The sequence below is a fragment of the Brevibacterium pigmentatum genome, from assembly GCF_011617465.1.
In the GTDB taxonomy this organism is placed as follows: domain Bacteria; phylum Actinomycetota; class Actinomycetes; order Actinomycetales; family Brevibacteriaceae; genus Brevibacterium; species Brevibacterium pigmentatum.
The window spans coordinates 857,549-879,697 of record NZ_CP050153.1 but is presented as its reverse complement, the minus strand read 5'-3'; the positions used below and the strand labels follow the sequence as shown (position 1 = coordinate 879,697).

19 protein-coding genes are annotated in these 22,149 nt (G+C 66.2%); 6 read left to right on the top strand and 13 right to left on the bottom strand.

Annotated features, from left to right (window positions below):
* Positions 1-133 precede the first annotated feature (133 nt).
* Positions 134-1,390 (bottom strand): tRNA guanosine(34) transglycosylase Tgt, encoded by a 1,257-nt coding sequence (gene tgt, locus GUY30_RS03800; RefSeq protein ID WP_208091482.1) that lies wholly within the window; start codon positions 1,388-1,390, stop codon positions 134-136.
* A 21-nt stretch (positions 1,391-1,411) separates the two neighbouring features.
* Between tgt and mmuM the strand changes: the two genes are divergently transcribed.
* Positions 1,412-2,329, top strand: coding sequence for a homocysteine S-methyltransferase (gene mmuM / locus GUY30_RS03795; protein WP_167194222.1), 918 nt, complete (start codon positions 1,412-1,414; stop codon positions 2,327-2,329).
* A gap of 4 nt (positions 2,330-2,333) precedes the next feature.
* Here the strand turns inward: mmuM and GUY30_RS03790 are convergent, their stop codons facing one another.
* A complete protein-coding gene (locus GUY30_RS03790) occupies positions 2,334-3,341 on the bottom strand; it encodes an isopenicillin N synthase family dioxygenase (RefSeq protein WP_167194220.1) in 1,008 nt (335 codons plus the stop codon).
* Between the two features lie 105 nt (positions 3,342-3,446).
* Here GUY30_RS03790 and GUY30_RS03785 point away from each other — a divergent pair, with 105 nt between their 5' ends.
* Positions 3,447-4,052, top strand: a complete 606-nt coding sequence (locus GUY30_RS03785) for a flavin reductase family protein (RefSeq protein WP_025778780.1) — start codon at positions 3,447-3,449, stop codon at positions 4,050-4,052.
* Positions 4,053-4,071: 19 nt separating this feature from the next.
* On the opposite strand, the gene GUY30_RS03780 is transcribed toward GUY30_RS03785, so the two are convergent.
* Together GUY30_RS03780 and GUY30_RS03775 are read right to left on the bottom strand one after the other, a co-directional pair.
* Entirely contained in the window at positions 4,072-5,478 is a 1,407-nt protein-coding gene (locus tag GUY30_RS03780) for an FAD-binding oxidoreductase (RefSeq protein WP_167194219.1), read from the bottom strand.
* Positions 5,479-5,480: 2 nt separating this feature from the next.
* On the bottom strand, positions 5,481-6,542 hold the full coding sequence (locus GUY30_RS03775; protein WP_167194217.1) for a pyridoxal phosphate-dependent aminotransferase: 1,062 nt from the start codon (positions 6,540-6,542) through the stop codon (positions 5,481-5,483).
* A gap of 214 nt (positions 6,543-6,756) precedes the next feature.
* On the opposite strand from GUY30_RS03775, the gene GUY30_RS03770 reads away from it, so the two are divergent.
* Positions 6,757-8,232, top strand: a complete 1,476-nt coding sequence (locus tag GUY30_RS03770; protein ID WP_167194215.1) for a malate:quinone oxidoreductase — start codon at positions 6,757-6,759, stop codon at positions 8,230-8,232.
* A gap of 108 nt (positions 8,233-8,340) precedes the next feature.
* On the opposite strand, the gene GUY30_RS03765 is transcribed toward GUY30_RS03770, so the two are convergent.
* The 3 genes from GUY30_RS03765 to GUY30_RS03755 all read right to left on the bottom strand — a co-directional run bounded on the left by GUY30_RS03765 (position 8,341) and on the right by GUY30_RS03755 (position 11,995).
* Positions 8,341-9,165 carry a bifunctional allantoicase/(S)-ureidoglycine aminohydrolase gene (locus tag GUY30_RS03765; protein ID WP_167194213.1) on the bottom strand — a complete coding sequence of 275 codons (825 nt, stop codon included), beginning with the start codon at positions 9,163-9,165 and terminating at the stop codon, positions 8,341-8,343.
* Positions 9,166-9,199: 34 nt separating this feature from the next.
* Complete coding sequence (locus tag GUY30_RS03760; RefSeq protein ID WP_167194211.1) at positions 9,200-10,507, bottom strand: DUF6986 family protein; 1,308 nt, start codon at positions 10,505-10,507, stop codon at positions 9,200-9,202.
* 108 nt (positions 10,508-10,615) lie between these two features.
* Complete coding sequence (locus tag GUY30_RS03755; protein ID WP_167194209.1) at positions 10,616-11,995, bottom strand: NAD-dependent malic enzyme; 1,380 nt, start codon at positions 11,993-11,995, stop codon at positions 10,616-10,618.
* 162 nt (positions 11,996-12,157) lie between these two features.
* Between GUY30_RS03755 and GUY30_RS03750 the strand changes: the two genes are divergently transcribed.
* Positions 12,158-12,937, top strand: coding sequence for an IclR family transcriptional regulator (locus GUY30_RS03750; RefSeq protein WP_167194207.1), 780 nt, complete (start codon positions 12,158-12,160; stop codon positions 12,935-12,937).
* Positions 12,938-12,956: 19 nt separating this feature from the next.
* Here the strand turns inward: GUY30_RS03750 and aceE are convergent, their stop codons facing one another.
* The 4 genes from aceE to uraD form a co-directional block, all read right to left on the bottom strand.
* Positions 12,957-15,704 (bottom strand): pyruvate dehydrogenase (acetyl-transferring), homodimeric type, encoded by a 2,748-nt coding sequence (gene aceE, locus GUY30_RS03745; RefSeq protein ID WP_167194205.1) that lies wholly within the window; start codon positions 15,702-15,704, stop codon positions 12,957-12,959.
* A 94-nt stretch (positions 15,705-15,798) separates the two neighbouring features.
* Positions 15,799-16,686, bottom strand: a complete 888-nt coding sequence (gene pucL, locus GUY30_RS03740) for a factor-independent urate hydroxylase (RefSeq protein ID WP_167194203.1) — start codon at positions 16,684-16,686, stop codon at positions 15,799-15,801.
* Positions 16,687-16,841: 155 nt separating this feature from the next.
* Positions 16,842-17,165: a hydroxyisourate hydrolase gene (gene uraH, locus GUY30_RS03735; RefSeq protein WP_062861137.1), complete on the bottom strand. Its 324-nt coding sequence runs from the start codon at positions 17,163-17,165 to the stop codon at positions 16,842-16,844.
* Positions 17,162-17,653, bottom strand: coding sequence for a 2-oxo-4-hydroxy-4-carboxy-5-ureidoimidazoline decarboxylase (gene uraD, locus GUY30_RS03730; protein WP_167194201.1), 492 nt, complete (start codon positions 17,651-17,653; stop codon positions 17,162-17,164). The genes uraH and uraD overlap by 4 nt, the downstream gene beginning before the upstream one ends.
* A 199-nt stretch (positions 17,654-17,852) precedes the next feature.
* Here uraD and GUY30_RS03725 point away from each other — a divergent pair, with 199 nt between their 5' ends.
* Positions 17,853-19,010: a glycerate kinase gene (locus tag GUY30_RS03725; protein ID WP_167194199.1), complete on the top strand. Its 1,158-nt coding sequence runs from the start codon at positions 17,853-17,855 to the stop codon at positions 19,008-19,010.
* 48 nt (positions 19,011-19,058) lie between these two features.
* Positions 19,059-19,538: a peroxiredoxin gene (locus GUY30_RS03720; RefSeq protein ID WP_167194197.1), complete on the top strand. Its 480-nt coding sequence runs from the start codon at positions 19,059-19,061 to the stop codon at positions 19,536-19,538.
* Positions 19,539-19,599: 61 nt separating this feature from the next.
* Here GUY30_RS03720 and GUY30_RS03715 read toward each other — a convergent pair whose 3' ends face one another.
* Positions 19,600-20,589: a DUF559 domain-containing protein gene (locus GUY30_RS03715; protein ID WP_167194195.1), complete on the bottom strand. Its 990-nt coding sequence runs from the start codon at positions 20,587-20,589 to the stop codon at positions 19,600-19,602.
* 147 nt (positions 20,590-20,736) lie between these two features.
* The gene (allB, locus tag GUY30_RS03710; RefSeq protein WP_167194193.1) at positions 20,737-22,092 is read right to left on the bottom strand and encodes an allantoinase AllB; all 1,356 of its coding nucleotides are present in this window, start codon (positions 22,090-22,092) and stop codon (positions 20,737-20,739) included.
* Positions 22,093-22,149: the final 57 nt, after the last annotated feature.

The following is a 22,149-nucleotide window of genomic DNA, read 5'->3' as shown; positions in this document are numbered from 1 at the left end:
TTTCGTCACTGGACGCATCGAGTTCCGATCAGGTCATCGGGATAGAACTCGATGCGCTGATCAGAAGTCGATGACTCACCTGCGGGCGGCAGCGCGTGGGGCCGGGCCACCGCAGTGGCTGCCGGAAGCGCGCCTACTTCTTCGCGTAGTAGCGGCCGAGGACCTCGGTTTCGAGCTCGTCGAAGCGGCCGTCGACCATCGACTGCCGGATCTCGTCGACGAGCGAGACGACGAAGTGTTCGTTGTGGATGGTGCACAGGGTGGAGAAGAGCATCTCCTTCGCCTTGTACAGGTGCCGCAGGTACGCCCGTGAGTAGTTCTGGCACGTGTAGCACGAGCAGTCGGGGTCCAGCGGGCCGAAGTCGCGACGATACTTCGCACCGGTGAGGTTGTATCGGCCGTCGCGGGTGTAGATCGCGGCATTGCGGGCCACGCGGGAGGGCGAGACGCAGTCGAAGGTGTCCGCGCCGGTCTTGATCGCTTCGAACAGGTCGTCGGGTTCGGAGATGCCCAGCAGGTGACGCGGCTTGTTCTCCGGCAGCTCCTCGCACACCCAGCGGATGATGATGCCGAGGTTCTCCTTCTCCAGCGCACCGCCGATGCCGAAGCCGTCGAAGTCCATGGCACCGAGATCCCGGGCCGCCTTGCGCCGCAGGTCCTCGTACTGTGCACCTTGCAGCACTCCGAAGAGCGCTTGGTAGGGCCGGTGCGAACGCTCCTCGGTGAGGCGGAAGTGCTCTTCGATGCAGCGGATCGCCCACAGTCGGGTCCTCTCCAGGGATTCCTCCTGGTAGCCGCGGGTGTTGACCAGAGTGGTCAGCTCGTCGAAGGCGAACATGATGTCGGCGCCGAGTTCGTGCTGCACACGCATCGAGATCTCCGGGGTGAAGCGGTGCATCGACCCGTCGAGGTGGGACTTGAACGTCACTCCGTCGTCGTCGACGTTCGACAGCCGCTCCTTGCCGACGGCGACGAGTTCATCGTTCTGCTCGCCCGTCGACTCCATCGAGATGACCTTCTTGAATCCCGACCCCAGGCTCATCACCTGGAATCCGCCCGAGTCGGTGAAGGTCGGTCCCGACCAGTTCATGAACCTGCCCAGACCGCCGGCCTCGTCGATGAGGTCCGACCCCGGCTGCAGGTAGAGGTGGTAGGCGTTCGAGAGCACCGCCTGACCGCCGAGTTCGGCGACCTCGTCGGGACGCACGGCTTTGACCGTGGCCTTCGTGCCGACCGGAATGAACGCCGGGGTCTGGATATCACCGTGCGGGGTGTGGATGACCCCGGTGCGTCCGCCCGTGTCCATGCGGGTGCCCACCTCGAATCCGAAGTTCGATCGGTCGTTGATGGGTGCGGTCTCGAATGCCGCCGAAGTTTCGTCTGCAGTCACCAGACAAGCTTAACTAAGTCCATGACGTTCACCCAGATGCTCACCCTCTCCGAGGCCGCCCCCATCGTCATCGACGGCGGTCTGGGCAGCGCCGCCGAAGATCGCGGCATCGACCTCGGCCACGCCCTGTGGTCGGCCGAGCTCATCCGCCGTGATCCGGACACCCTGCTGGCAGTGCACTCCGCCTTCGCTGATGCCGGTGCCCGCATCCTTACGACCGCGAGTTACCAGGCGACGCCGACGGGCTTCGTCGAAGCAGGAATCAGCGTCGCGGAAGGCAACCGGATCATCACCGACAGCGTGAGAGTCGCGCGCAGTGCCGCAGAACGCAGAGACGTCCTCACCGCCGGTTCCGTCGGCCCCTACGGCGCAGCTCTGGGCGACGGTGCCGAATACACCGGCGACTACCGCTTGTCCTCGTCCGAATACACTGCCTTCCATCGTCCGCGCATCGCTGCCCTCGCCGAGGCGGGAGCGGACCTGCTCGCCATCGAAACCCAGCCGCGCCTCGACGAGATCGCAGCGATCATCGGCCTGACAGACGAGACCGGACTTCCCTCCTGGGTGACCGTGACTCTACAGACCGGCACGGACACGAACGTCCCGACCTTGCCCGACGGCAGCACCTTGGCGGAGCTCGCGGAGGCGGCGGCCGCCTCGGCGAGTGTGCAGGCGATCGGAGTCAACTGTGTGCGCCCATCCCTGGTGACTCCGGCACTGAGAGAACTGTCCCGGCACACGGATCTGCCGCTCATCGCCTATCCGAACTCGGGTGAGATCTACGACGCGAAGACCCTGACCTGGCGCGACGGCGCGGAAGCCGGTGTCGGTTCGTGGCCGGTGGCGGAGTGGACCCGCCTCGGTGCGCGGATCATCGGCGGCTGCTGTCGGGTGCGTCCGGAGGACATCGCAGTCCTGACGGAGCGGACCCGAGCCTGAGTCCTCAGGCCCGAGCTCTCACGAGGTCCGGATAGAACTTCTCGGCGACGTTCGGGTGGGACCGCAGCCGGGAGAGGAAGGCGTTCTCGCCGTACACGGCGTGCAGAGCGTCGCGTTCGTCCTGAGTCACACCGCGGGCATCGGCGGCGAGTTCGGCGGGCAATTCGACCTCGGGCAGACGAGCGTTCAGAGCCGGGTTGAAGAAGAACGGGATGGAGATGCGGTCCTGCCCGGGTCCGGTCGGCAGGACACGGTGGACGGTGGCTTTGAGGTAGCCGTTCGTGGCGACTTCGAGGAGTTTGCCGATGTTGACGACGAAGGTGTTCTCGATCGGATCCGCATCGATCCAACCGTCATCGGTGAGCACCTGCAGGCCGGTGGTGCCCGGCTGCGGGTAGAGCAGGGTGAGCGTGCCGGCGTCCCGGTGTTCGCCCACGCCCTGGGTGACGGACTCGGATTCGGCTTCGGGGTAGCGGACGATCTTGATGAAGGATTCGGCATCCTCGGCGAAGGCGGACGCGAAATGATCGCCCGCCTGACCGAGGCTCAGCGCCCACTGTTCGAGGAGACGAGCGCCGACCTCGCTCAGATGCGCGTGCCAGGATTCCGTGGCCTCGCGCAGCTCGGGCAGCGATTCCGGGTACTGGTTGGGACCGGTGAGGTGGTCGAAGTCGTTGACCGGTTCGGTCACGGGTGCGCGTTCTGGGCCGATGTCGATCTGCTCCCGCCAGTCGACGCGGCCTTGGGTGCGTTCGCCGCCGGTGCGGGTGTAGCCGCGGAAGTGCGGGGAGTTCGTGTTCTCGATCGCGAGCTTCTCTTCCTCGGGCAGAGCGAAGAAGCGGCCGGCGACGTCGATGATGCGGGTGAAGTCGGCATCGGGAATTCCGTGGCCGGTGAGGTAGAAGAAGCCGATCTCATGGGTGATGCGGCGCAGGTCCGCACGGAATGCCTCGGCGGTCGCGGGGTCATCGGCCAGGCTGAGGTCGAGGATGGGGAGCTGGGTGAGGGTCATGTCACAGACGATAGGCACGTCCGCCGTCGTCGCAGCGGCATTCCGTCATCGTGCGCAACACTCAGTCACAGTGCGCTCTCCCGGAACTCCTGCTTGAATGGTCGGGTGACCCACTTCTATCGCCCGTCCGAGGGCCACCGCCTGCCGCACGACCCCTTCAACGCCATCGTCGCACCGCGACCCATCGGCTGGATCGGCACAGTCGATGCCGAGGGCCGCCGCAATCTCGCGCCCTATTCGTTCTTCAATGCGCTGAACTACTCTCCACCGCTCGTGGGCTTCTCCAGCAACGCGTGGAAGGACACCGTTGCCAACTGCCGAGAGACCGGGGAGTTCACCTGGAACCTCGTCACTCGGACCCTCGCCGAGGCGATGAACGCCTCGTCGACCACCGCGGAGGTCGACGAGTTCTCCGCCGCAGACGTCGAGGCGGCCGAGTCCGTGGAGATCTCTGCGCCACGTGTGGCAGCCTCACCGGCGACCTTCGAATGCCGAGTCACTCAGATCATCGACCTGCGCACCGCGGACGGGGAGAGCTCCGGCTCGTGGTTCACCGTGGGTGAAGTGGTGGGGGTCCATCTCGACGAATCCCTGCTCACCGACGGGATCGTCGACACAGCCGCCGCCGAGCCGGTGCTGCGCGGCGGCGGACCGACCGCATACTTCGGGATCAGCTCGGATCAGCGCTTCGACATGCGCCGACCGGGCTGAGTTCGATCACCCGAGGAGCTCAGCCGAGCATCTTGCCCGGGTTGAGGATCCCCAAAGGATCGACCGCGGACTTGATCGACGACTGCAGCATCTGAGCGCCGGCATCGAGTTCGCGCACCAGCCAGTCCTTCTTCAGATACCCGACCCCGTGCTCGCCCGTGATCGTCCCACCCAGATCCAGACCAAGCTGCATGATCTCCGCGAACGTCTCCTTCGCTTCGGCCACGCTCGCCGGATCGTGAGCGTCGAAGAGCACACTCGGATGCATGTTCCCATCCCCGGCATGACCGGCCGTGGACACCTCCACCGAGTGCGCGGCCGCGATCTCGTCCAACCTGGCGAAGAACTCGCCGAGGCGGGACCGAGGAACGCACACATCATCGATGAGCTCTCCCCCACCAAGCCCCGACACGTACTTCTCCATCGCCGGAGACACCGCACGCCGGGCCGCCACCAGCATCTCCGAATCCGCCGGATCATCGGAGAAGAACACCTCATCGGCACCCTGCGCCCTGGCGATCGCCTCGAACGATTCCAGCTCGGTCACACCAGCCTGCCCCGGAGCATCCGACTGCACCAACAACAGCGCACCGGCCCCGTCGGGCAGCCCGAAATCACCATAGGCATTGATCATGCCCACGGTGCCTCCGTCCATGAGCTCGAGCATCGACGGGGCCGCCCCGGACGCCATGAACTCAGAGACCGTATGCCCGGCCGATTCCAAGTCCGGGAAGATCCCGACACCGGTCACCGGCGGAGCCAACAGAGGTCTGAGCCCTAGGGTGATCTCGACGATGACTCCCAGAGTCCCCTCGGACCCGACGAACAGACCCGCCAGATCGAGACCGGCCACACCCTTCGCCGTCTGCCGACCCAACCGGGTCACTGTCCCATCGGCGAGGACCACGGTCAGACCGCGCACATAGTCTCGCGTCACCCCGTACTTCACACAGCACATGCCGCCGGCGTTCGTCGCGACGTTCCCGCCGATCGTGGAGATCGCCACCGACCCCGGATCCGGCGGATACGACAGACCGTGCTCGGCCAGAGCCGATTTGAGATCTTGGTTGATGACACCGGGCTGGACACGGCACGTCTGGTTCACCTCGTCGATGTCGACGATCGCGTTCAGCTTCGCGACGTTGAGCAGGATCGCCCCATCGGTGGCGTTCGCCGCCCCCGACAAACCCGTCCTGGAACCCTGAGTGACCACCGGGATCCGATGCGCGGTGGCGAAGCGCATCACCGCGACCACATCATCGACGTCGGCAGCACGAACGAGCGCCGAGGCGGTCCCCACCGGACAGAACAGGGCCTTGTCCGCCGAATAGGAGTCGATGACATCCCGATCGGTGACCAGGGCGCCCTCGCTCAGTTCGGCCGCAAGTCCGTCCAGGTCCGTGCCCACCGTCGTCTCCGCACTCATCGTCACAGCGACGCGGCGACCTTGAGCACGCGCTCGAGAGCCTCATCGGGTCCGATGCTCACACGCACACCGCCCTGCAGACGACGCACGGCCACGGCCTGCTTCGCGCACTCGCCCTCGAAGGCGACGGCCGCCTCGGGGTCGAGCGCGATCCACACATAGTTGCCCTGAGCATCGGGCACGGACAGACCCAGCTCCCGCAGATCGTGAGCGAACCGGTCGCGCACCGCGGCGACTTCCTTGGCGCGCACGGCCACCTCGTCGACGCGTGCCAGGGATTCCCGGGCGGCGGCCTGGGCACCGGCGGTGACGGAGAACGGGGCGATGACCTGTCGCATCGCCGAGGCGATCTCGGCGTCGGCGATGCCGTAGCCCACGCGCAGACCTGCCAGGCCGTGCGCCTTCGAGAAGGTGCGGGCGAGCACGAGATTCGGGTGCTTGGCGCAAGCGGCGAGGGAGTCGGCCGCCTCGGTGGCGAATTCGAGGTACGCCTCGTCGAGGACGACGATGACGGACTCGGGCACCTCGGCGAGGAATCCCTCGAGTTCGGCATCGGTGATCGTCGGACCGGTCGGATTGTTCGGCGAGCACAGCAGCACGAGGCGGGTCGTGTCATCGATCGCCGCGGCCAGCCCGGCGAAGTCGTGCCGACCGTCTTCCAGGAGGTCGACGGGGCGCTTCTCCGCGCCCCGCGCCGAGGCGAGAATCGGGTACATCTCGAACGACGGCCACGGATAGACCACGGACGTGCCCGCTTCGAGGGTGATGTTCGTCAGCGCCGTGAGGACCTCGGAGGCCCCGGCGCCGGGGACCACCTCGGCGGGTTCGACATCGAGGTGGGAGGCGATATCGGCCACGAGCGCGGCTGCGGTGGGATCGGGGTAGTTCCCCGGAATCGCCGAGGCGGATGCCACCGATTCGACGACACCCGGCAGCGGCGGCAGGTGGTTCTCGTTCGACGACAGTTTGTACGGGGTCAGGCCGGGGGATGCGACGGGAGGCTTGCCGGGAACGTAGGGAGGGAATTCGGCGAGCGCGTCACGGAGCTGGAAACGTTTGGACATGTGCCCATAGTTGCATATCTTGTGGCGGGCAACACAGACTGTCTTGCCAAAGCGTCCGAATGGTCGGATAAAGGCGAGCAGGGCGGACGTCCATCCGCTGTGAGAATGCTCTCGCGACGCTTCGTTCCCTCCTCCCGGGTTACAGGTGGGCCGATCCCGGAGAGTACCCTGAGAGACGAATACATGTAGTCAGAGACGAGGAATGAGAGTCCAAATGCCCTCACCGCAGGAAAAGGTCGACGTCGTCTTGATCGGCGGCGGCATCATGAGCGCCACTCTGGGCGCCATGCTGACCGAACTTCAGCCCGATTGGGACATCCGTGTCTACGAGAAGCTCGACTATGTGGCAACGGAGAGCTCCGACCCCTGGAACAACGCCGGCACCGGCCACGCCGCACTCTGCGAACTCAACTACACCCCCGAGGACTCCAACGGTCAGATCGACCTGGAGAAGGCCTCGAACATCAACCAGCAGTTCCACCACTCGCGCCAGTACTGGTCGCACCTCGTCGACACCGGTGTCATCACCGATCCGTCGACCTTCATCAATCCCATCGCCCACGTCAGCTACGGACGCGGCGACAAGGGACGTGACTACATCAAGAACCGCTACGAGACGATGGTGCGCAATCCGCTGTTCGCGGACATGGAATACACGGAGGACGCGGACACTCAGGCCGAATGGCTGCCGCTGATGTTCTCCGGCCGCGGTCCCGGGCAGGTCAACGGCATCTCGCGCATCAAGCAGGGCACCGACGTCGACTTCGGCTCTCTGTCGTCTCAGCTGCTCAGCTACGTCGCCGCCAAGGGCGCGACCGTGCGCACCAGCCACCAGGTCACCGACCTCGACCGTTCCTCGGACGGCTGGACTCTCACCGTGAAGGATCTGCTCTCGCACGAGACCCACCAGGTGGGCGCGAAGTTCGTCTTCGTCGGCGCCGGCGGCGGTGCACTGCCGCTGCTGCAGAAGTCCGGCATCCCGGAGGGACGCGGCTACGGCGGCTTCCCGGTCTCCGGCTACTTCCTGCGCACCGCGAACCAGGATCTCGTCGCCCGCCACCAGGCGAAGGTGTACGGCCAGGCCGCTCAGGATGCTCCCCCGATGTCGGTGCCGCACCTCGACACCCGTGTCGTCGACGGCCAGGACTACCTGATGTTCGGCCCCTACGCCGGCTTCTCGCCGAAGTTCCTCAAGAAGGGCCGCTTCACCGATCTGCCGTTCTCCGTGCGCGGAAACAACATCGGCACGATGCTCAATGTCGCCAAGGACAACACGGACCTCGTCACGTACCTCCTCGGTGAGCTCGCCGCAACGAAGAAGGCCCGCTTCGAGGCTCTGCAGACCTTCATCCCCTCCGTCGACCCTGCCGACTGGGAACTCATCCAGGCCGGTCAGCGCGTGCAGGTGATGAAGAAGGATCCGAAGAAGGGCGGCGTCCTCCAGTTCGGCACCGAACTCATCTCGTCCGCCGACGGTTCGCTGGCAACCCTGCTCGGTGCTTCACCAGGTGCCTCGACCGCGGTGCCGATCATGATCGAACTGCTCAAGACCTGCTTCCCCCGCGAGTTCGCCGGCTGGGAGAAGAGCTTCAAGGACATGATCCCGTCGCTCGGCCGCGACCTCGTCGATGACGAGACGCTGCTCAAGGAGGTCTCCGAGTACACCTCGCGGACCCTGCAGCTCATCTGAGTGGACTGACGCACTCAGCCGACTGACATACAGGAGAAGCGGCTGGCCGGAATCCTTTCCGGCCAGCCGCTTCTTACGTTCCCTCAGGAGTTCAGAGCGTCGGGAAGCTCAGAGCTCGACCTGACGGTTGACGTCCTTGTACAGCAGGTAGCGGAAGCGTCCGGGACCGCCGGCGTAGCAGGCCTGCGGGCAGAAGGCGCGCATGGAGATGAAGTCGCCTTCCTGCACCTCGACCCAGTCGCCGTTGAGACGGTAGACGGCTTTGCCCTCGAGCACGTAGAGGCCGTGCTCCATCTCATGCGTCTCCGCGAACGGGATGACCGCTCCGGCTTCGAAGGTGACGATGTTGACGTGCATGTCGTAGGCGAGGTCGTCCGGGTCGAGCGGGCGGGTCGTGCGCCAGCGTCCGTCGGTTCCGGGCATCGGCGACGGTTCGACATCGGCTTCGTTGCCGAACTTCGCCTCAGGGGTCAGTCCCGCCACGGGCTGGTAGCGTTTGCGCACCCAGTGGAAGCGGGCCGCCTCGGTGCCGGTGGACTTCGCCGACCACGTCGATCCGGCGGGCAGGAACGCGAACCCTCCGGGGGTCAGCGAGTGCGCGGTGCCCTCATGGGTGACCTCGAGCGTTCCTGCCATGACGAAGAGGAACCCTTCGACCTCGGGCTGCGGTTCCGGCGCTTCGGAGCCTCCGCCGGGGGCGACTTCGAGGATCGTCTGCGAGAACGTCACCGCTCCCCCGGCCACGGGCTTGCTCAGCACCCACGATCGGGTCCCGGTCCACTCGGGCAGGTTCGAGGTGACGATATCGCGCATCACTCCGCGCGGGATGACCGTATAGGCCTCGGTGACGAGGGCACGGTCGGTGAGCAGGTCGGACTGCGGCGGGTGGCCGCCGGTCGGGGCCCAGTAGGTGTACGGGTCGGTCGTCGTCATGGGCGAGGTCTCCTTCGGTCGGTGGTCGGTGGGCTCAGTCGAGCGAGCCGGTGCGGGCGAGCTGCCCGAGCTGGGTGAGGCTGAGGTTCGTCCGCGAGGTCACGAATTCCTCGGTGTGGGCTCCGCAGACGAGCCCCCGGTCGAGGTAGCGGGCGAGCGCCTTCGCGGTCGCGGGTTCGTCGAGGACGATCGAATCTGCCTTGAACACGTAGTCGTGCAGGCGCTGAGCCGCCCGTGCCCCGCCTTCGCGGTAGAAGGCGAAGGTCGCCAGGAACCGGGTCGGCAGCTGGTGCGGGTGCAGGTCCCAGCCCTGGTAGATCCCCCGCTTGAGGTGGCGGCGGACGAGGCCGGCGTGCAGCGCCCACGCATGGTGGACCTCTGCGGGTTCGCCGAGCGGGAGGATGTTCGTCGACCCGTCGGAGAGGTGGACTCCGGTGCCGGCGACGGCGAGCATCATCTGGTTCTTCGCGAAGTCCGCAACCGGATGGTCCATCGCCTGGTAGGCCGCGGCCACGCCCATCGACGCCGAATAGTCATACGTTCCGTAGTGCAGCGAAGTCACGCGTCCGGCCCCGGCCTGCAGGGACGCCGCCAGTGGCACGGTGCCGTCGGCGGCGAGGACGATCTGCGGGGTCTCGACCTGGATCTCGAACGTGATCGTCCCCTCGCCGAGGCTGTGCTCGGCTTCCAGCGCCCGCGCGGCGAGCACCATCGCCCTCACCTGATCGACGGTGCTGACCTTCGGGAGGGTGAGCACGAGGTTCTCCGGCAGTCGGCCGCCAGCCTTGATGAGCTCCGACAGGAACAGATCGAGGGTGCGCAGGCCGCGCTCCCGGGTCGCCTTCTCCATGCATTTGAACCGGATGCCGACGAAGCCGGGGGCGCCCTTCTCGGTGCGACCAGCCACCGCATCGCGGGCGGCCTGGACGACCCACCGGTCCTCGGTCTCATCGCCCTGATCGCCGAATCCGTCTTCGAAGTCCAGACGCAGATCCTCGATCGGTTCGCGTTCGAGCTTTGCGGTGACCGCCTCGGCGAGGAGTTCGGCCTCCCTGGCCACCTGGTGGATGCTGGCCCCCTGGCCGGGGATCGCGGGACCGGATTCCTTCCGGGCGGCGGTGATGACGCGTTCGGCCAGCTGCAGCATTCCGCCATGGGCCTCGACGCATTCGAGCGCCTGCTGCCCCCACTGATACGGCAGGTCCGCGCTCGTGCGGTGACCGGGGACGTAGACGGTGTGGACGGGTTGGCGGACGTCGCGTTCCCCGGGGTACGCGGTCGCCAGAAGCTCGTCCGTGTCTCCCAGCAGTGAGTCGATATCGGCCAGTGTTGATCGTTCCACTTTCACATTCTCTTTCTCTGCACGGGGTTCGATGGCGAGGCGGCGGCGCCGGGCCTGGCCTCATTGTCTCTCATTCACCACCGCCTGGCACGGAGGCTCTCTGGGGTTTCAGGACGAGACCTCGGCGACCGCCTCGGCGACCTTCTTCGCGACTTCCGGGTCGAAGACGGAGGGGATGACGTAGCCGGGGTGGAGTTCGTCCTCGGGGATGCACGAGGCGATGGCGTCGGCCGCGGCGACCATGATGTTCTCGCCGACGTCCCGGGCTTCGGCGTCGAGGAGGCCGCGGAAGATTCCGGGGAACGCGAGCACGTTGTTGATCTGGTTCGGGAAGTCGCTGCGTCCGGTGGCCACGACGGCTGCGTGCTTCGCCGCCTCGGCGGGGTCGACCTCTGGGTCGGGGTTGGCCATGGCGAAGACGAGGGCGTCCGTGTTCATCGCCGCGATATCGTCCCCGTTCAGCACGTTCGGGGCGGAGACGCCGATGAATGCGTCGGCGCCGACGACGGCTTCCTTGAGGCTGCCTGCGAAGCCTTCGGGGTTCGTGTTCGCCTGCAGCCACTTCTTGTGGTCGGTGTCGACCGTCGAGTCCGGACCGATCGCCCCGTCGCGGCCGCAGGCGATGATGTTCACGGCTCCCGCGACCTGCAGGAGGCGGATGATGGCGTTGCCGGCCGCGCCGACTCCGGAGACGACGATGCGCAGGTCCTCGATCTTCTTGTCCACGACCTTCAGCGCGTTCTTCAGCGCGGCGAGGGTGACGACGCCGGTGCCGTGCTGGTCATCATGGAAGACGGGGATGTCGAGTTCCTCGCGCAGTCGGGCCTCGATCTCGAAGCAGCGCGGGGCCGCGATGTCCTCGAGGTTGATTCCGCCGTAGGCCGGGGCGATGGCCTTGCAGATGGCGATGATCTCCTCGGTGTCCTTCGTATCCAGGGCCACCGGCCACGCGTCGACGTCGGCGAACTGCTTGAACAGCACGGCCTTGCCCTCCATCACCGGCATGGCCGCTTCGGGGCCGATGTCGCCGAGGCCGAGCACCGCGGTGCCGTCGGTGACCACGGCGACGGTGTTGCGTTTGATCGTCAGCCGGCGCGCATCCTCTCTGTTCTCCGCGATCGCCTTGCACACGCGTGCCACACCGGGGGTGTAGGCGCGGGAGAGATCGTCGCGGTTGCGCAGAGGCACCTTCGGGGTGGATTCGAGCTTCCCGCCGAGGTGGAGGAGGAAGGTCCGGTCCGAGACCTTGTGGACCTCGACTCCGGTCAGTGCATTGAGGGCGTCGGAGACTTCGTCGGCGTGGGCGACATCGCGGGTGTCTGCGCTGACGTCGATGATGACCGAATGCGGGGTGGACTCGACGACGTCGAGGGCGGTGACCGACGCACCGGTGGCTGCGGCTGCGGCGACGAGGTCGGAGGTCGAGGCCTGACCGACCTCGGTGCCGACGCGCAGAGTGATGGAGTATCCGGGGCTGGTGGCGACCATGGGCAATATCCTCCTTGATATCGAGTTTCCGTATTATGGATAATAACTTTTGCCTAGCGGAAACTCTAGTTGGTGTCAGTGAATTCGGAAAGTTTCTTCCATTTGAGGGCTAGACTGAACGCAGTTTCACTGCCGAGACTCCCCACAGATTAAGGAACATCGATGAGCAGCAACGACACCCCGGCGATCCGCCAGTCCAAGGGCGGCGTACAGTCCGTCGAACGTGCATTCGGACTGCTGGAGTGCATCGCGAACTCCGCGGGCTCGGCAACGCTGAGCCATATCGCCGGGGACGTCAATCTGCCGCTGCCGACGATCCACCGTCTGCTCAACACCCTGGTCAACCTCGGTGTGGTCCGGCAGCTGCCCGATCGCGGCTATGCGCTCGGACCCGGGCTGGTCCGCCTCGGCGAAATCGCCGGCTCGCAGCTCGGCGCGATTGCGCGGCCCTATCTGCGCGAGCTCGTCGCCGAACTCGGGGAGTCGGCGAATGTGGCAACGATGGACGGAGACATGGTCGTCTACGTCGATCAGGTCGCGTCGGATCGACAGATGAGGATGTTCACCGAGGTGGGACGCCGTGCCCATATGCACGCCACCGGGGTCGGAAAGGCCATCCTCGCGGGCCTCGACTCCGAGCAGGTGAGGCATATCGCGACCACCGCGGGCATGCCCACCCCCACGGAATACAGCATCGGGACGATCGACGGTCTCGAGGCCGAGCTCGAGCGCATCCGCGAACGCGGCTATGCCATCGACGAACAGGAGCAGGAGCTCGGAGTGCGCTGCTTCGCAATGGCCATCCCCGACTCCCCCGCTCCCTTGGCGATCTCCGTATCGGGGCCGATCAGTCGCGTCGACCAGTCGTTCGCCGATCGCGCGGTCCCGCTGCTCAAAGACGCGGCCGCCCGCATCTCCGCAGAGATGCAGAGCGGCCGCTGACTTCAGTTCTCCGATCGGGTCAGGAGTCTCCGCCGGCCGTTCCCGAGGTGCCGGCGTTGACGTCGCCCAGACGATAACGTCGAGCCGCCTCGGCGGGGATGGACCCGTCGATCTCACCGCGCTTGGCGAGCAGCTGCAGGGTGCGCACGACCATCGAGTGCGCGTCGATCTTGAAGTGCCGGCGCGCGGCGGCACGGGTATCGGAGAAGCCGAACCCGTCGGCGCCCAGCGTCGCGAAATCGTGGTCGAGGAACGGCCGGATGAGGTCCGGCTGGGTCGAGTCGAAATCGCTCGTGGCCACGATCGGCCCCGGGTGACCTTCCAGCTTCTGCCGCACATAGGGCACGCGATCCGCGGCTTCGTCGTCGCCTGCGGCCGCGTTGAGTTCCGCGGCTTCGCATTCGAGACCGTCACGGCGCAGCTGCGCCCACGAGGTCACCGACCATACGGCGGCGTCGACGCCCCAATCGGCTGAGAGCAGCTCCCGGGCTTCGAGCGCCCAGGGCACTGCCACACCGGAGGCGAGCAGCTGCGCTTGCGGACGGTCGCCTCCGGCCGCCTCGGCGACGCGGTGGATCCCCTTGAGGATGCCTTCGACGTCGACGTCCTCGGGTTCGGCGGGCTGGAGCATCGGCTCGTTGTACACGGTGAGGTAGTACATGACGTTGCGCTCGTCCTCGCCGAGGTCGTGCTCGCCGTACATGCGGTGGAGGCCGTCGCGGACGATATGCCCGATCTCGTAGCCGTAGGCCGGATCATAGACGCGCACGGCCGGGTTCGTGGCCGCGAGCACCGGGGAATGCCCGTCGGCGTGCTGGAGTCCTTCTCCGGTCAGGGTCGTCCGTCCGGCGGTGGCGCCGATGATGAACCCGCGGGTCATCTGGTCGCCGGCGGCCCAGAAGGCGTCGCCGGTGCGCTGGAACCCGAACATCGAGTAGAACACGTAGATCGGGATCATCGGTTCGCCGTGGGTGGAGTACGCGGTTCCGGCTGCGGTGAACCCGGCGGCGGCACCGGCCTCGTTGATGCCCACGTGGAGGAGCTGACCGCTGGTGGCTTCCTTGTAGGAGAGGAACATCTCACGGTCGACGGCGAGGTAGTTCTGTCCGTTCGGGTTGTAGATCTTCGCGGTCGGGAAGAACGCGTCGATGCCGAAGGTGCGGGCCTCATCGGGGATGATGGGCACGATCCGCTCGCCCAGCCCCTTCTCGCGCATGAGGTCCTTGAGCAGTCGGACGAACGCCATCGTCGAGGCGGCCATCTGCTGCCCCGAGCCCTTCTTCGTCTGCGAGAATGCCTTGTCGCTCGGCGCGGGCAGGGTGATCCGGTTGTTCTCAGGCTTCCTGGCCGGCAGGAATCCGCCGAGCTGACGCCGGCGGTCGAGCATGTACTGGATCTCCTCGGAGTCCTTGCCCGGATGGTAGTAGGGCACCGCGTACGGGTCTTCGTCGATGACCTTGTCGCTGATCGGGATGTCCATCCGATCGCGGAAGGCCTTGACGTCTTCGGCGGTGAACTTCTTCATCTGGTGGGTGGCGTTGCGGGACTCGAACGTCGTGCCCAGTCCGTAGCCCTTGACGGTCTGGACGAGGATGACGGTGGGTTTGCCCTTGGTGTTCACGGCCTTCTGGTAGGCGGCGAAGACCTTGTGATAGTCGTGGCCGCCGCGCTTGAGGTTCCAGATGTCGTCGTCGGACAGGTGGTCGACGAGCCCCTTCGTCGCGGGGGTCCGACCGAAGAAGTTGTCGCGGATGAAGCCGCCGGATTCGGCCTTGAAGGTCTGGTAGTCCCCGTCGAGGGTCTCGTTCATGATCTTCACGAGGTCACCGGTGCGGTCCTTGGCCAGCAGGTCGTCCCATTCGCGGCCCCACAGCACCTTGACGACGTCCCAGCCGGCGCCGGTGAAGGTCGCTTCGAGCTCCTGGACGATCTTGCCGTTTCCGCGCACGGGTCCGTCGAGGCGCTGGAGGTTGCAGTTGATGACGAAGGTGAGGTTGTCCAGTCCTTCGTTCGCGGCCAGCTGCAGGGCACCGCGCGATTCGGGTTCGTCCATCTCACCGTCGCCGAGGAACGCCCAGACCCGCTGGTCCGAGGTGTCGGAGATGCCGCGGTTGTGGAGGTATCGGTTCATCTGCGCCTGATAGATCGCGTTGATCGGGCCCAGACCCATCGACACGGTCGGGAACTGCCAGAATTCCGGCATCAGCCGCGGGTGCGGATACGAGCTCAGTCCGTGCGGGGCGCGTGAGACCTCCTGCCGGAACCCGTCGAGGTCGGCCTCGGTCAGGCGGCCCTCGAGGAACGCTCGAGCGTACATCCCCGGTGAGGCATGGCCCTGGAAGAAGACCTGATCGCCGCCGCCGGGATGGTCCTGGCCGCGGAAGAAGTTGTTGAATCCGATTTCGTAGAGCGTGGCCGCACCCGCGTAGGTGGAGATGTGTCCGCCCACGGAGATCTCGGGCCGCTGTGCCCGGTGGACGAGCATGGCGGCGTTCCAGCGCAGCCATCGGCGGAAGCGGCGTTCGACCTTCTCCTCGCCGGGATAGAACGGCTCCTGGTCGACGGGGATCGTGTTGACGTAGTCAGTGGTGGTGACCTTGGGCTGGGCGACGGAGTTCGTGGCCGCGCGTGCACGCAGCGCCTCCATGATCTCGGCCGCGCGCTGGGTTCCGCGCGCGTCGACGAGCCCTTCCCAGGACTCGATCCATTCATCGACCTCTTCGTCGGTGATTCCCCTCGGACTCGCCGAGGTTGTGTCCTGTGTCATATCGGGGTTTCCTTCTCACGGGGTCCGGGCTCCCGGAACAGTACCCCGGGAGCCCGGAGATGGAAAGCCTGTCTCAGCAGGTGATGTTCAGATCTCAGCAGAAGCCGGCGACCTGTGCCCATGCGTCCTTGTTCTCGTCGACGCCTTCACGGGTGAAGGTGGCTTCGATGAGGCCGTAGGGGCGGTCGGCGACGATGAAGACCTCGTTCGGATTCTCGAGTCCGAAACGTTCGATGTCATAGAGGAAGTGGTGCTTGTTCGGGCAGGAGAAGCGGATCTCGTCGATCTCCGGCACAGCCTCGATGACCTTCTCGCCCATCTGGTACAGCGTGTGCTGCAGGGCGTGGGAGAAGTGGTCGGTGAAGGAATCGAGGATGATCTCCTTGACCTTGGTGTACACGGCCTCGAAGTCGAGGTCGGTGGTGTTGTAGATCCAGCGGGTGGCGATATCGGTGGCCAGGATCCGGTCCTCGGTCTCCGGCAGAGTCGTGTACTTGTCCTTCGGATAGCCGACGAATCCCGATTCCGTGGTCTTGAGCACGGTGAGTCCGTTGAAGCCGGAGATCAGCGTGTCCTTGTCGTCGTCACGGGTGAATATGACGGTGCGGACCTCGGGCGCGGACTTGAAGAACGAGTGCTTGTGATCGTTGATCCGGTCCCAGCCGTATTCTTCGGCTTCCCAGCGTCCGCCGGTGACCCAGTCGAAGCTTGAGGTGAAGTGGTCGGCCAGACCCATGAGGAACTGTTCGGGCGACCTCACGCCCAGCTCCTTTGCCTTCGCGAAGACCGTGTTCTTCTGGGTGTCGGTGGCGACGACGTGTTCGTTGTTGCCTTCGGTGTGAGCGGTCTCGAAGTCGCCCCACAGCTGCGAGGTGACATTGAGGTCGCGGATCTCGTGGCGATCGGAATCGCGGTAGACCCGCATGAGTCGGTTCTCCGCCTTGCCGTACTGGTTCGATGTCAGTCGGACCTTGCTGCTCATTTTCTTCCTCCAGTTCGTCGGCGTGCGAGTCTGCGCACACCGTGACCATTCGATTGGCGAGGCCTGCCGGATGGGACCGGTCGGCTTCGGCGGTTTGTTGAGGATGGAGATCCTGCAGGGGGCCTGCTTCCCCTGTGAGCGGTTGTGGGCGCGGCTCAGCTGCCGCGGTAGGTGCTGTAGGCGAACGGGCTGAGCAGCAGCGGAATGTGATAGTGCTCCTGGCCGGCCTGGACGGTGAAGTCGATGGTGACGACGGGGTGGAAGTGGTCGATCTCCCGGGCCGCGAAGTAGTCGCCGGTGCCGAAGACGATCCGGTAGTCCCCCGGTTCGAGGTGGTCGGGGCCGAAGTCGGAGACCCTCCCGTTGTCGTCGGTGCGGGCCGAGACGATGACCTCGTCACCGGAGTAGAGCGTGACCTCGAGGTCGGCGGCCGGGGTGCCGACCATCGAGTCGAGGGCGTGGGCGGTGATGAAGCTCATGAGAGGATTCCTTCGAGTCTCAGTTCGGCGATCTGGATGAGTTGCTGCCCGACCTCGGCGGTCTCTTCCTCGGCGGTGTTGTCCATGCGGCGCTGCAGTTCGGAGAGGACCTCCTCGGGCGTGCGGCCGGCGGCGCGGATGAGGAAGACGCGGTCGAAGCGGGCCTCGTAGGCGGCGTTGCCCTCGGCCAGCTGGGACTGCACATCTGCTTCCAGGGTGCCGAGTCCGGCCTGTTCACGGCTCGAGTGGGCCGCCTCGGCGCTCTCGCCCTTCGCCTTCTCACCGATGCGCGGATGGTGGGACATGGCCGCGTCGATCTCGGCGGTGGTCAGCGGTGCAGCGGATCGGGACGCGGCCGTCGCGGAGTCGAGGTCGGTCAGGGGGCGGGCATCGACGATCGCGTCGATCCACCGGTCGACATCGAGGCAGGGACGCAGAACTCCGCGGGCGTCATCGGCCGGGAGTCGATTGAACTCGGCCAGGTCCACGGTGACCTCCTAGGCAGGCGCTGAATGACTTTCACCGTTCGGAATACCATTTCCGAACAACTGATCCGAGTCTGCTGGGCGCCATCGGCAATGTCAAATTGCTCACACATTTTTATGGAAACTTTCTTCCGTATGGTGGATACTGTTCGTGTGGCAACCGCCGCACACCCGACCATCGACGATGAGGTTGAATGAGTGCATGAGCCTGACAACGACAGATCAGACCCCGTCAATCGTCTGCGCCCCTGACTCCTTCAAGGGCTCAGCCTCCGCTCCTGCCGCCGCAGCTGCCATGGCCCGCGGCGTCGAAGCGGTGTTCCCCGAAGCGCGGGTCACCGAACTGCCCTTCGCCGACGGCGGGGAGGGCACGCTCGACGCCCTGCTCGCCGTGTGGGGAACTCAGCCGCGCACAGTGGACACGGTCGATGCCCTGGGCAGGGCCGCCTCGGCGGACTTCGGCCTCTCCCCTGACGGAAAGACCGCGGTCATCGAAGCGGCCCAGGCCAACGGACTGCCGCAGGTCTCGGACGTCGAACTGCAGCCCGAGCGCGCCGATACCTTCGGCGTCGGACTCATCGCGGCCGCGGCCCTCGACCTCGGGGTCGAGGAGATCCTGCTGTGCATCGGCGGTTCGGCGAGCACGGACGGCGGGACCGGGATCCTCGCCGCCCTCGGTGCCCGCTTCGCCGATGCTGCCGGTCAGCCGGTCGCGCCGGGCGGAGGCGGCTTGGCCGCGATCTCCGCGGTCGACACCGCGGGGCTGGACCGGCGGGCGACGGCGGTGCGGTGGCGCATCGCCGTCGACGTCGACAATCCGCTCACCGGGCCCCGCGGGGCCGCCGCGGTCTTCGGTCCGCAGAAGGGAGCGGACTCAGGCTCGGTGGCTGTGCTCGATTCCGGGCTCGGTCACTTCGCCAGAGTGCTCACCGGCACCTCCGAAGAGGCCGAGGCTCTGGCGGCAACCCCGGGGTTCGGGGCCGCCGGTGGGATACCGCTGGCGCTGACGTCGCTGCTCGGCGCCGAGGTGGTGCCCGGCTCGACGATGGTCGCCGAGGCCGTGGGCCTGTCCGAGGCGCTGGCCGACGCGGATTTCGTGCTCACCGGGGAGGGATCGTTCGATTCCCAATCCCTGGGCGGGAAGGTCGTCGCGGCTGTGCGGGACCATGCCCCCGCCTCGGCGAGGGTGATCGTCATCGCCGGTCGGGTCGGACTGTCCGCCGCGGAATGCCGGGACGCCGGGATCACGGCGGCACTGTCGATCGCTCCGGGACCGGCGGACCTGGCCACCCTGTCCGAGCGCGCCGAAGCGCTCATCGAGGACACGGCTGCGCAGGCGTGCGCACTCGCGGCCGTCTGACACACCATTTCAACCTGCCACTCCATTTCAACGACGAAAGGACGCACCATGACCACGACCACTCAGATTCGGCTCGCTGTCGGAGACATCGCTCCCGACTTCACGCTCACCGACGCGGAGGGACGGACCGTGTCGAAGGCGGACTATGCCGGCCGCAGCGTCATCCTCTACTTCTACCCGAAGGCCGCATCGCCGGGCTGCACGACGGAGGCCTGCGATTTCCGGGACAACCTCTCGGCGTTGGCGGCCGCGGGCTTCGAGGTCCTCGGAGTCTCACCCGATGACACCGAATCGCTCAAGGAATTCGCCGCCGAGGAGGGACTGACGTTCTCGCTGCTCTCCGATCCCGGGGCCGCGGTGGCGAGGGCCTTTGGCAGCTATGGGCAGAAGACGATCGGTGAGCACACGTTCCAGGGCACACAGCGCTCGACCTTCGTCATCGGCGCCGACGGCGCGCTGACCTATGCCGAGTACGACGTCGACGCCCGCGGCCACGTCGCCCGCCTCCGCACCCACCTCCTCCCCTAATTGCTACCTGACGGCGGCCCAGCAACCTCGCGCGAGGTATCTGGGCCGCCGTCGGGTAGTTCTAACCGGTGCGCAGACGGGCGGCGAGCTCCCCGAGGATGCGTTCGAACGGTGCCGTGCGGAACAGGTCGCCGAAGGTCAGACGGATGATCTTGTACCCCCTGGCCTCGAGTGCGGCTTCGCGTGCCTTCTCTGCGGCGAGGCTCTCACGGGGCGATCGTCCGTCCAACGTGTACTTCTCGAATCCGTCGATCTCGATGATGAGCCGGGCGTCATGATTGCAGAAGTCGACACGGGCGATGACCTCGCCGAGGTGACCGAAGAACTCCACCTGCGGCTCGAATCCCGTGATTCCGTGCTCGAAGAAGCGCACCGCCGCAATCGACTCCGAGGGAGCCTCGCGCCGCCCGTCGGTGAGGTCGAGGGCGCGCAGCACCGCTGTGTCCCCGCGGGATTCGGGGCATTCTGCCAGCACCGCTTCGATGCGGAAGCGCGTGGTACGACTGCGGCGGATCACCTCGTCGAACATCGGCACGGACAGGTCCGGACCGTAGTCGCGAGCGATGTCGATGAGCGTGCGCTCCATCGTCGTCACGGCATAGATGCCGACCATCTTCCGGTGCGCCGACGGGACCTCGCGATTGCGCACATAGAGGTGCCGGTACTTGCGGCTGACGTTCGGTCGGAAAACCTCCACTCGCGTCTCGGCCGGATAGGCGACCGGCAGACCATGGATGAGGGCCGCGGAAAGATGCGAGAAGACTTCGCGCCCTCTTGTCACTCGCCACCGGCCCGATGCGGTGTGGATCTTCTCCGCTCGCGTGCGGATGAGGACCCTCAGGGGTTCGATCTCATCGCGCATATCGCCTTGGTGGCCGAACTCCTCGAAGTCGGCTTCGCTCAGGGCCGACCAGATGGTTTCGTGTCGCGCGTCGTCGCACGACCCCGTCGCCACATAGCGTCCGCGGGCGATGCGAGTGAGGCAGCACCTCTCCCCGCGCCTGACTTCGTCTTTGGTAAATCCCAGCCGGTAGAGTTTGTCGGTCGTCATACACAGATACATGACACCAAATTGCACTATTCGGCACCAATAGACAATAGACGCGAGCAATATGTGGATAACTTCTCCCCAGAACTACCTGACGGCGGCCCAGCTACCTCGCGCGAGGTAGCTGGGCCGCCGTCAGGTAGTAATTGGTCAGCGGGCGGTGAGGAGGCGGCCGGCGGGGGTCTCGAAGTCGACCGGGGCGCCGCGCAGCACCGTCTGCGTGACCCGACCGCGGACGGTGCGAGTGTCGTACGCGCTGATCTGATTGCGATGCCAGAGCTCCGTAGCCCGCACCGTCCACTCCTCGTCGGGGGCGAACACAGCGAAGTCCGCGTCATTGCCCTCGGCGATCGCCCCCTTGCCCTCGACCCTGGCCACGGCCGCCGGAGCCGCGGACATCCAGCGGACCACCTCGGCGAGGTCGATCCCGCGCTTTGCAGCTTCGGTCCACACAAGCGAGAGTCCCAGCTGCAGCGACGAGATCCCGCCCCATGCCGCACCGAAATCACCGGTGTCGAGCAGCTTGAGCTCGGCCGTCGACGGCGAGTGGTCGGAGACGATGCAGTCGATCGTGCCGTCGATGAGCCCCTGCCACAGCGCCTCACGGTTCGATTCCTCACGGATCGGCGGGCAGCACTTGTGCGTCGTCGCCCCATCCGGGATCTCCTCGGCGGTGAAGACGAGGTAGTGCGGGCAGGTCTCGACGGTGAGCTTGATCCCCTCGGCCTTGGCCGCGGCGATCTGGTCCAGCGCATCCGCCGAGGACAGGTGCAGGATGTGCGCCCTTGCTCCGGTCTCACGAGCGGCGTCGATGACGCGGCCGATCGCGACGTTCTCGGCCTCGCGGGGGCGCGTGGCGAGGAAGTCGGCGAACTTCGGACCCGAGTTCTTCGGCGCCGAGGTCATCACCTCGTGATCCTCGGCGTGGACGATGAGCATTCCGTCGAAGGAGGCGATCTCGGCCATGTCCGCGGTCATCTCGGCCGGTTCCAGCGGCGGGAACTCCTCAACTCCGGAGTCCTCGAGGAAGCATTTGAACCCGTAGACGCCTGCCTCGTGCAGGGGCCGCAGATCCGCGGTGTTGCCGGGGATCGCCCCACCCCAGAAGCCGACGTCGACGAAGGCCTTCGGTGCGGCGACCTCACGTTTGGTCTCCAATGCCGTGACATCGACCGTCGGCGGCAGAGAGTTCAGCGGCATGTCGACGATCGTCGTCACTCCCCCCGCCGCGGCCGCGCGGGTGGCGCTGGCGAAGCCCTCCCACTCGGCGCGACCGGGATCGTTGACGTGGACATGGGAGTCGACGAGACCGGGCAGCAGCACCCGATCACCCTCAATCTCGATGACTTCTGCCCCCGCCGAGGCGGTCGCGCCCAGATCCTGTCCACCGCGGGAGATCGCGGCGATCTTCCCGTCCCTGACCCCGACCGTCACCGGTTCGATGCCCTCGGGCAGCAGAGCCTTCTCGGCATGGATGATCAGGTCGAAGTCGGCGTCGTTGCTCATGTTCCTCCTCGGTCGCCCGCCCCGGAGGGCCGGTGAATGAAGTTTCGGTATACCGTT

Bases quoted from the DNA above. Each gene is read 5' to 3' on its own strand.
- GUY30_RS03720 (WP_167194197.1), top strand. From the start codon at position 19,059: ATGACCACGACCACTCAGATTCGGCTCGCTGTCGGAGACATCGCTCCC.
- GUY30_RS03755 (WP_167194209.1), bottom strand. From the start codon at position 11,995: ATGGTCGCCACCAGCCCCGGATACTCCATCACTCTGCGCGTCGGCACC.
- GUY30_RS03775 (WP_167194217.1), bottom strand. From the start codon at position 6,542: ATGTCCAAACGTTTCCAGCTCCGTGACGCGCTCGCCGAATTCCCTCCC.
- mmuM (WP_167194222.1), top strand. From the start codon at position 1,412: ATGACGTTCACCCAGATGCTCACCCTCTCCGAGGCCGCCCCCATCGTC.
- allB (WP_167194193.1), bottom strand. From the start codon at position 22,092: ATGAGCAACGACGCCGACTTCGACCTGATCATCCATGCCGAGAAGGCT.
- GUY30_RS03765 (WP_167194213.1), bottom strand. From the start codon at position 9,165: ATGACGACGACCGACCCGTACACCTACTGGGCCCCGACCGGCGGCCAC.
- GUY30_RS03725 (WP_167194199.1), top strand. From the start codon at position 17,853: ATGAGCCTGACAACGACAGATCAGACCCCGTCAATCGTCTGCGCCCCT.
- GUY30_RS03715 (WP_167194195.1), bottom strand. From the start codon at position 20,589: ATGACGACCGACAAACTCTACCGGCTGGGATTTACCAAAGACGAAGTC.
- uraH (WP_062861137.1), bottom strand. From the start codon at position 17,165: ATGAGCTTCATCACCGCCCACGCCCTCGACTCGATGGTCGGCACCCCG.
- GUY30_RS03780 (WP_167194219.1), bottom strand. From the start codon at position 5,478: ATGAGTGCGGAGACGACGGTGGGCACGGACCTGGACGGACTTGCGGCC.
- GUY30_RS03750 (WP_167194207.1), top strand. From the start codon at position 12,158: ATGAGCAGCAACGACACCCCGGCGATCCGCCAGTCCAAGGGCGGCGTA.
- pucL (WP_167194203.1), bottom strand. From the start codon at position 16,686: ATGAGCAGCAAGGTCCGACTGACATCGAACCAGTACGGCAAGGCGGAG.
- aceE (WP_167194205.1), bottom strand. From the start codon at position 15,704: ATGACACAGGACACAACCTCGGCGAGTCCGAGGGGAATCACCGACGAA.
- GUY30_RS03790 (WP_167194220.1), bottom strand. From the start codon at position 3,341: ATGACCCTCACCCAGCTCCCCATCCTCGACCTCAGCCTGGCCGATGAC.
- GUY30_RS03770 (WP_167194215.1), top strand. From the start codon at position 6,757: ATGCCCTCACCGCAGGAAAAGGTCGACGTCGTCTTGATCGGCGGCGGC.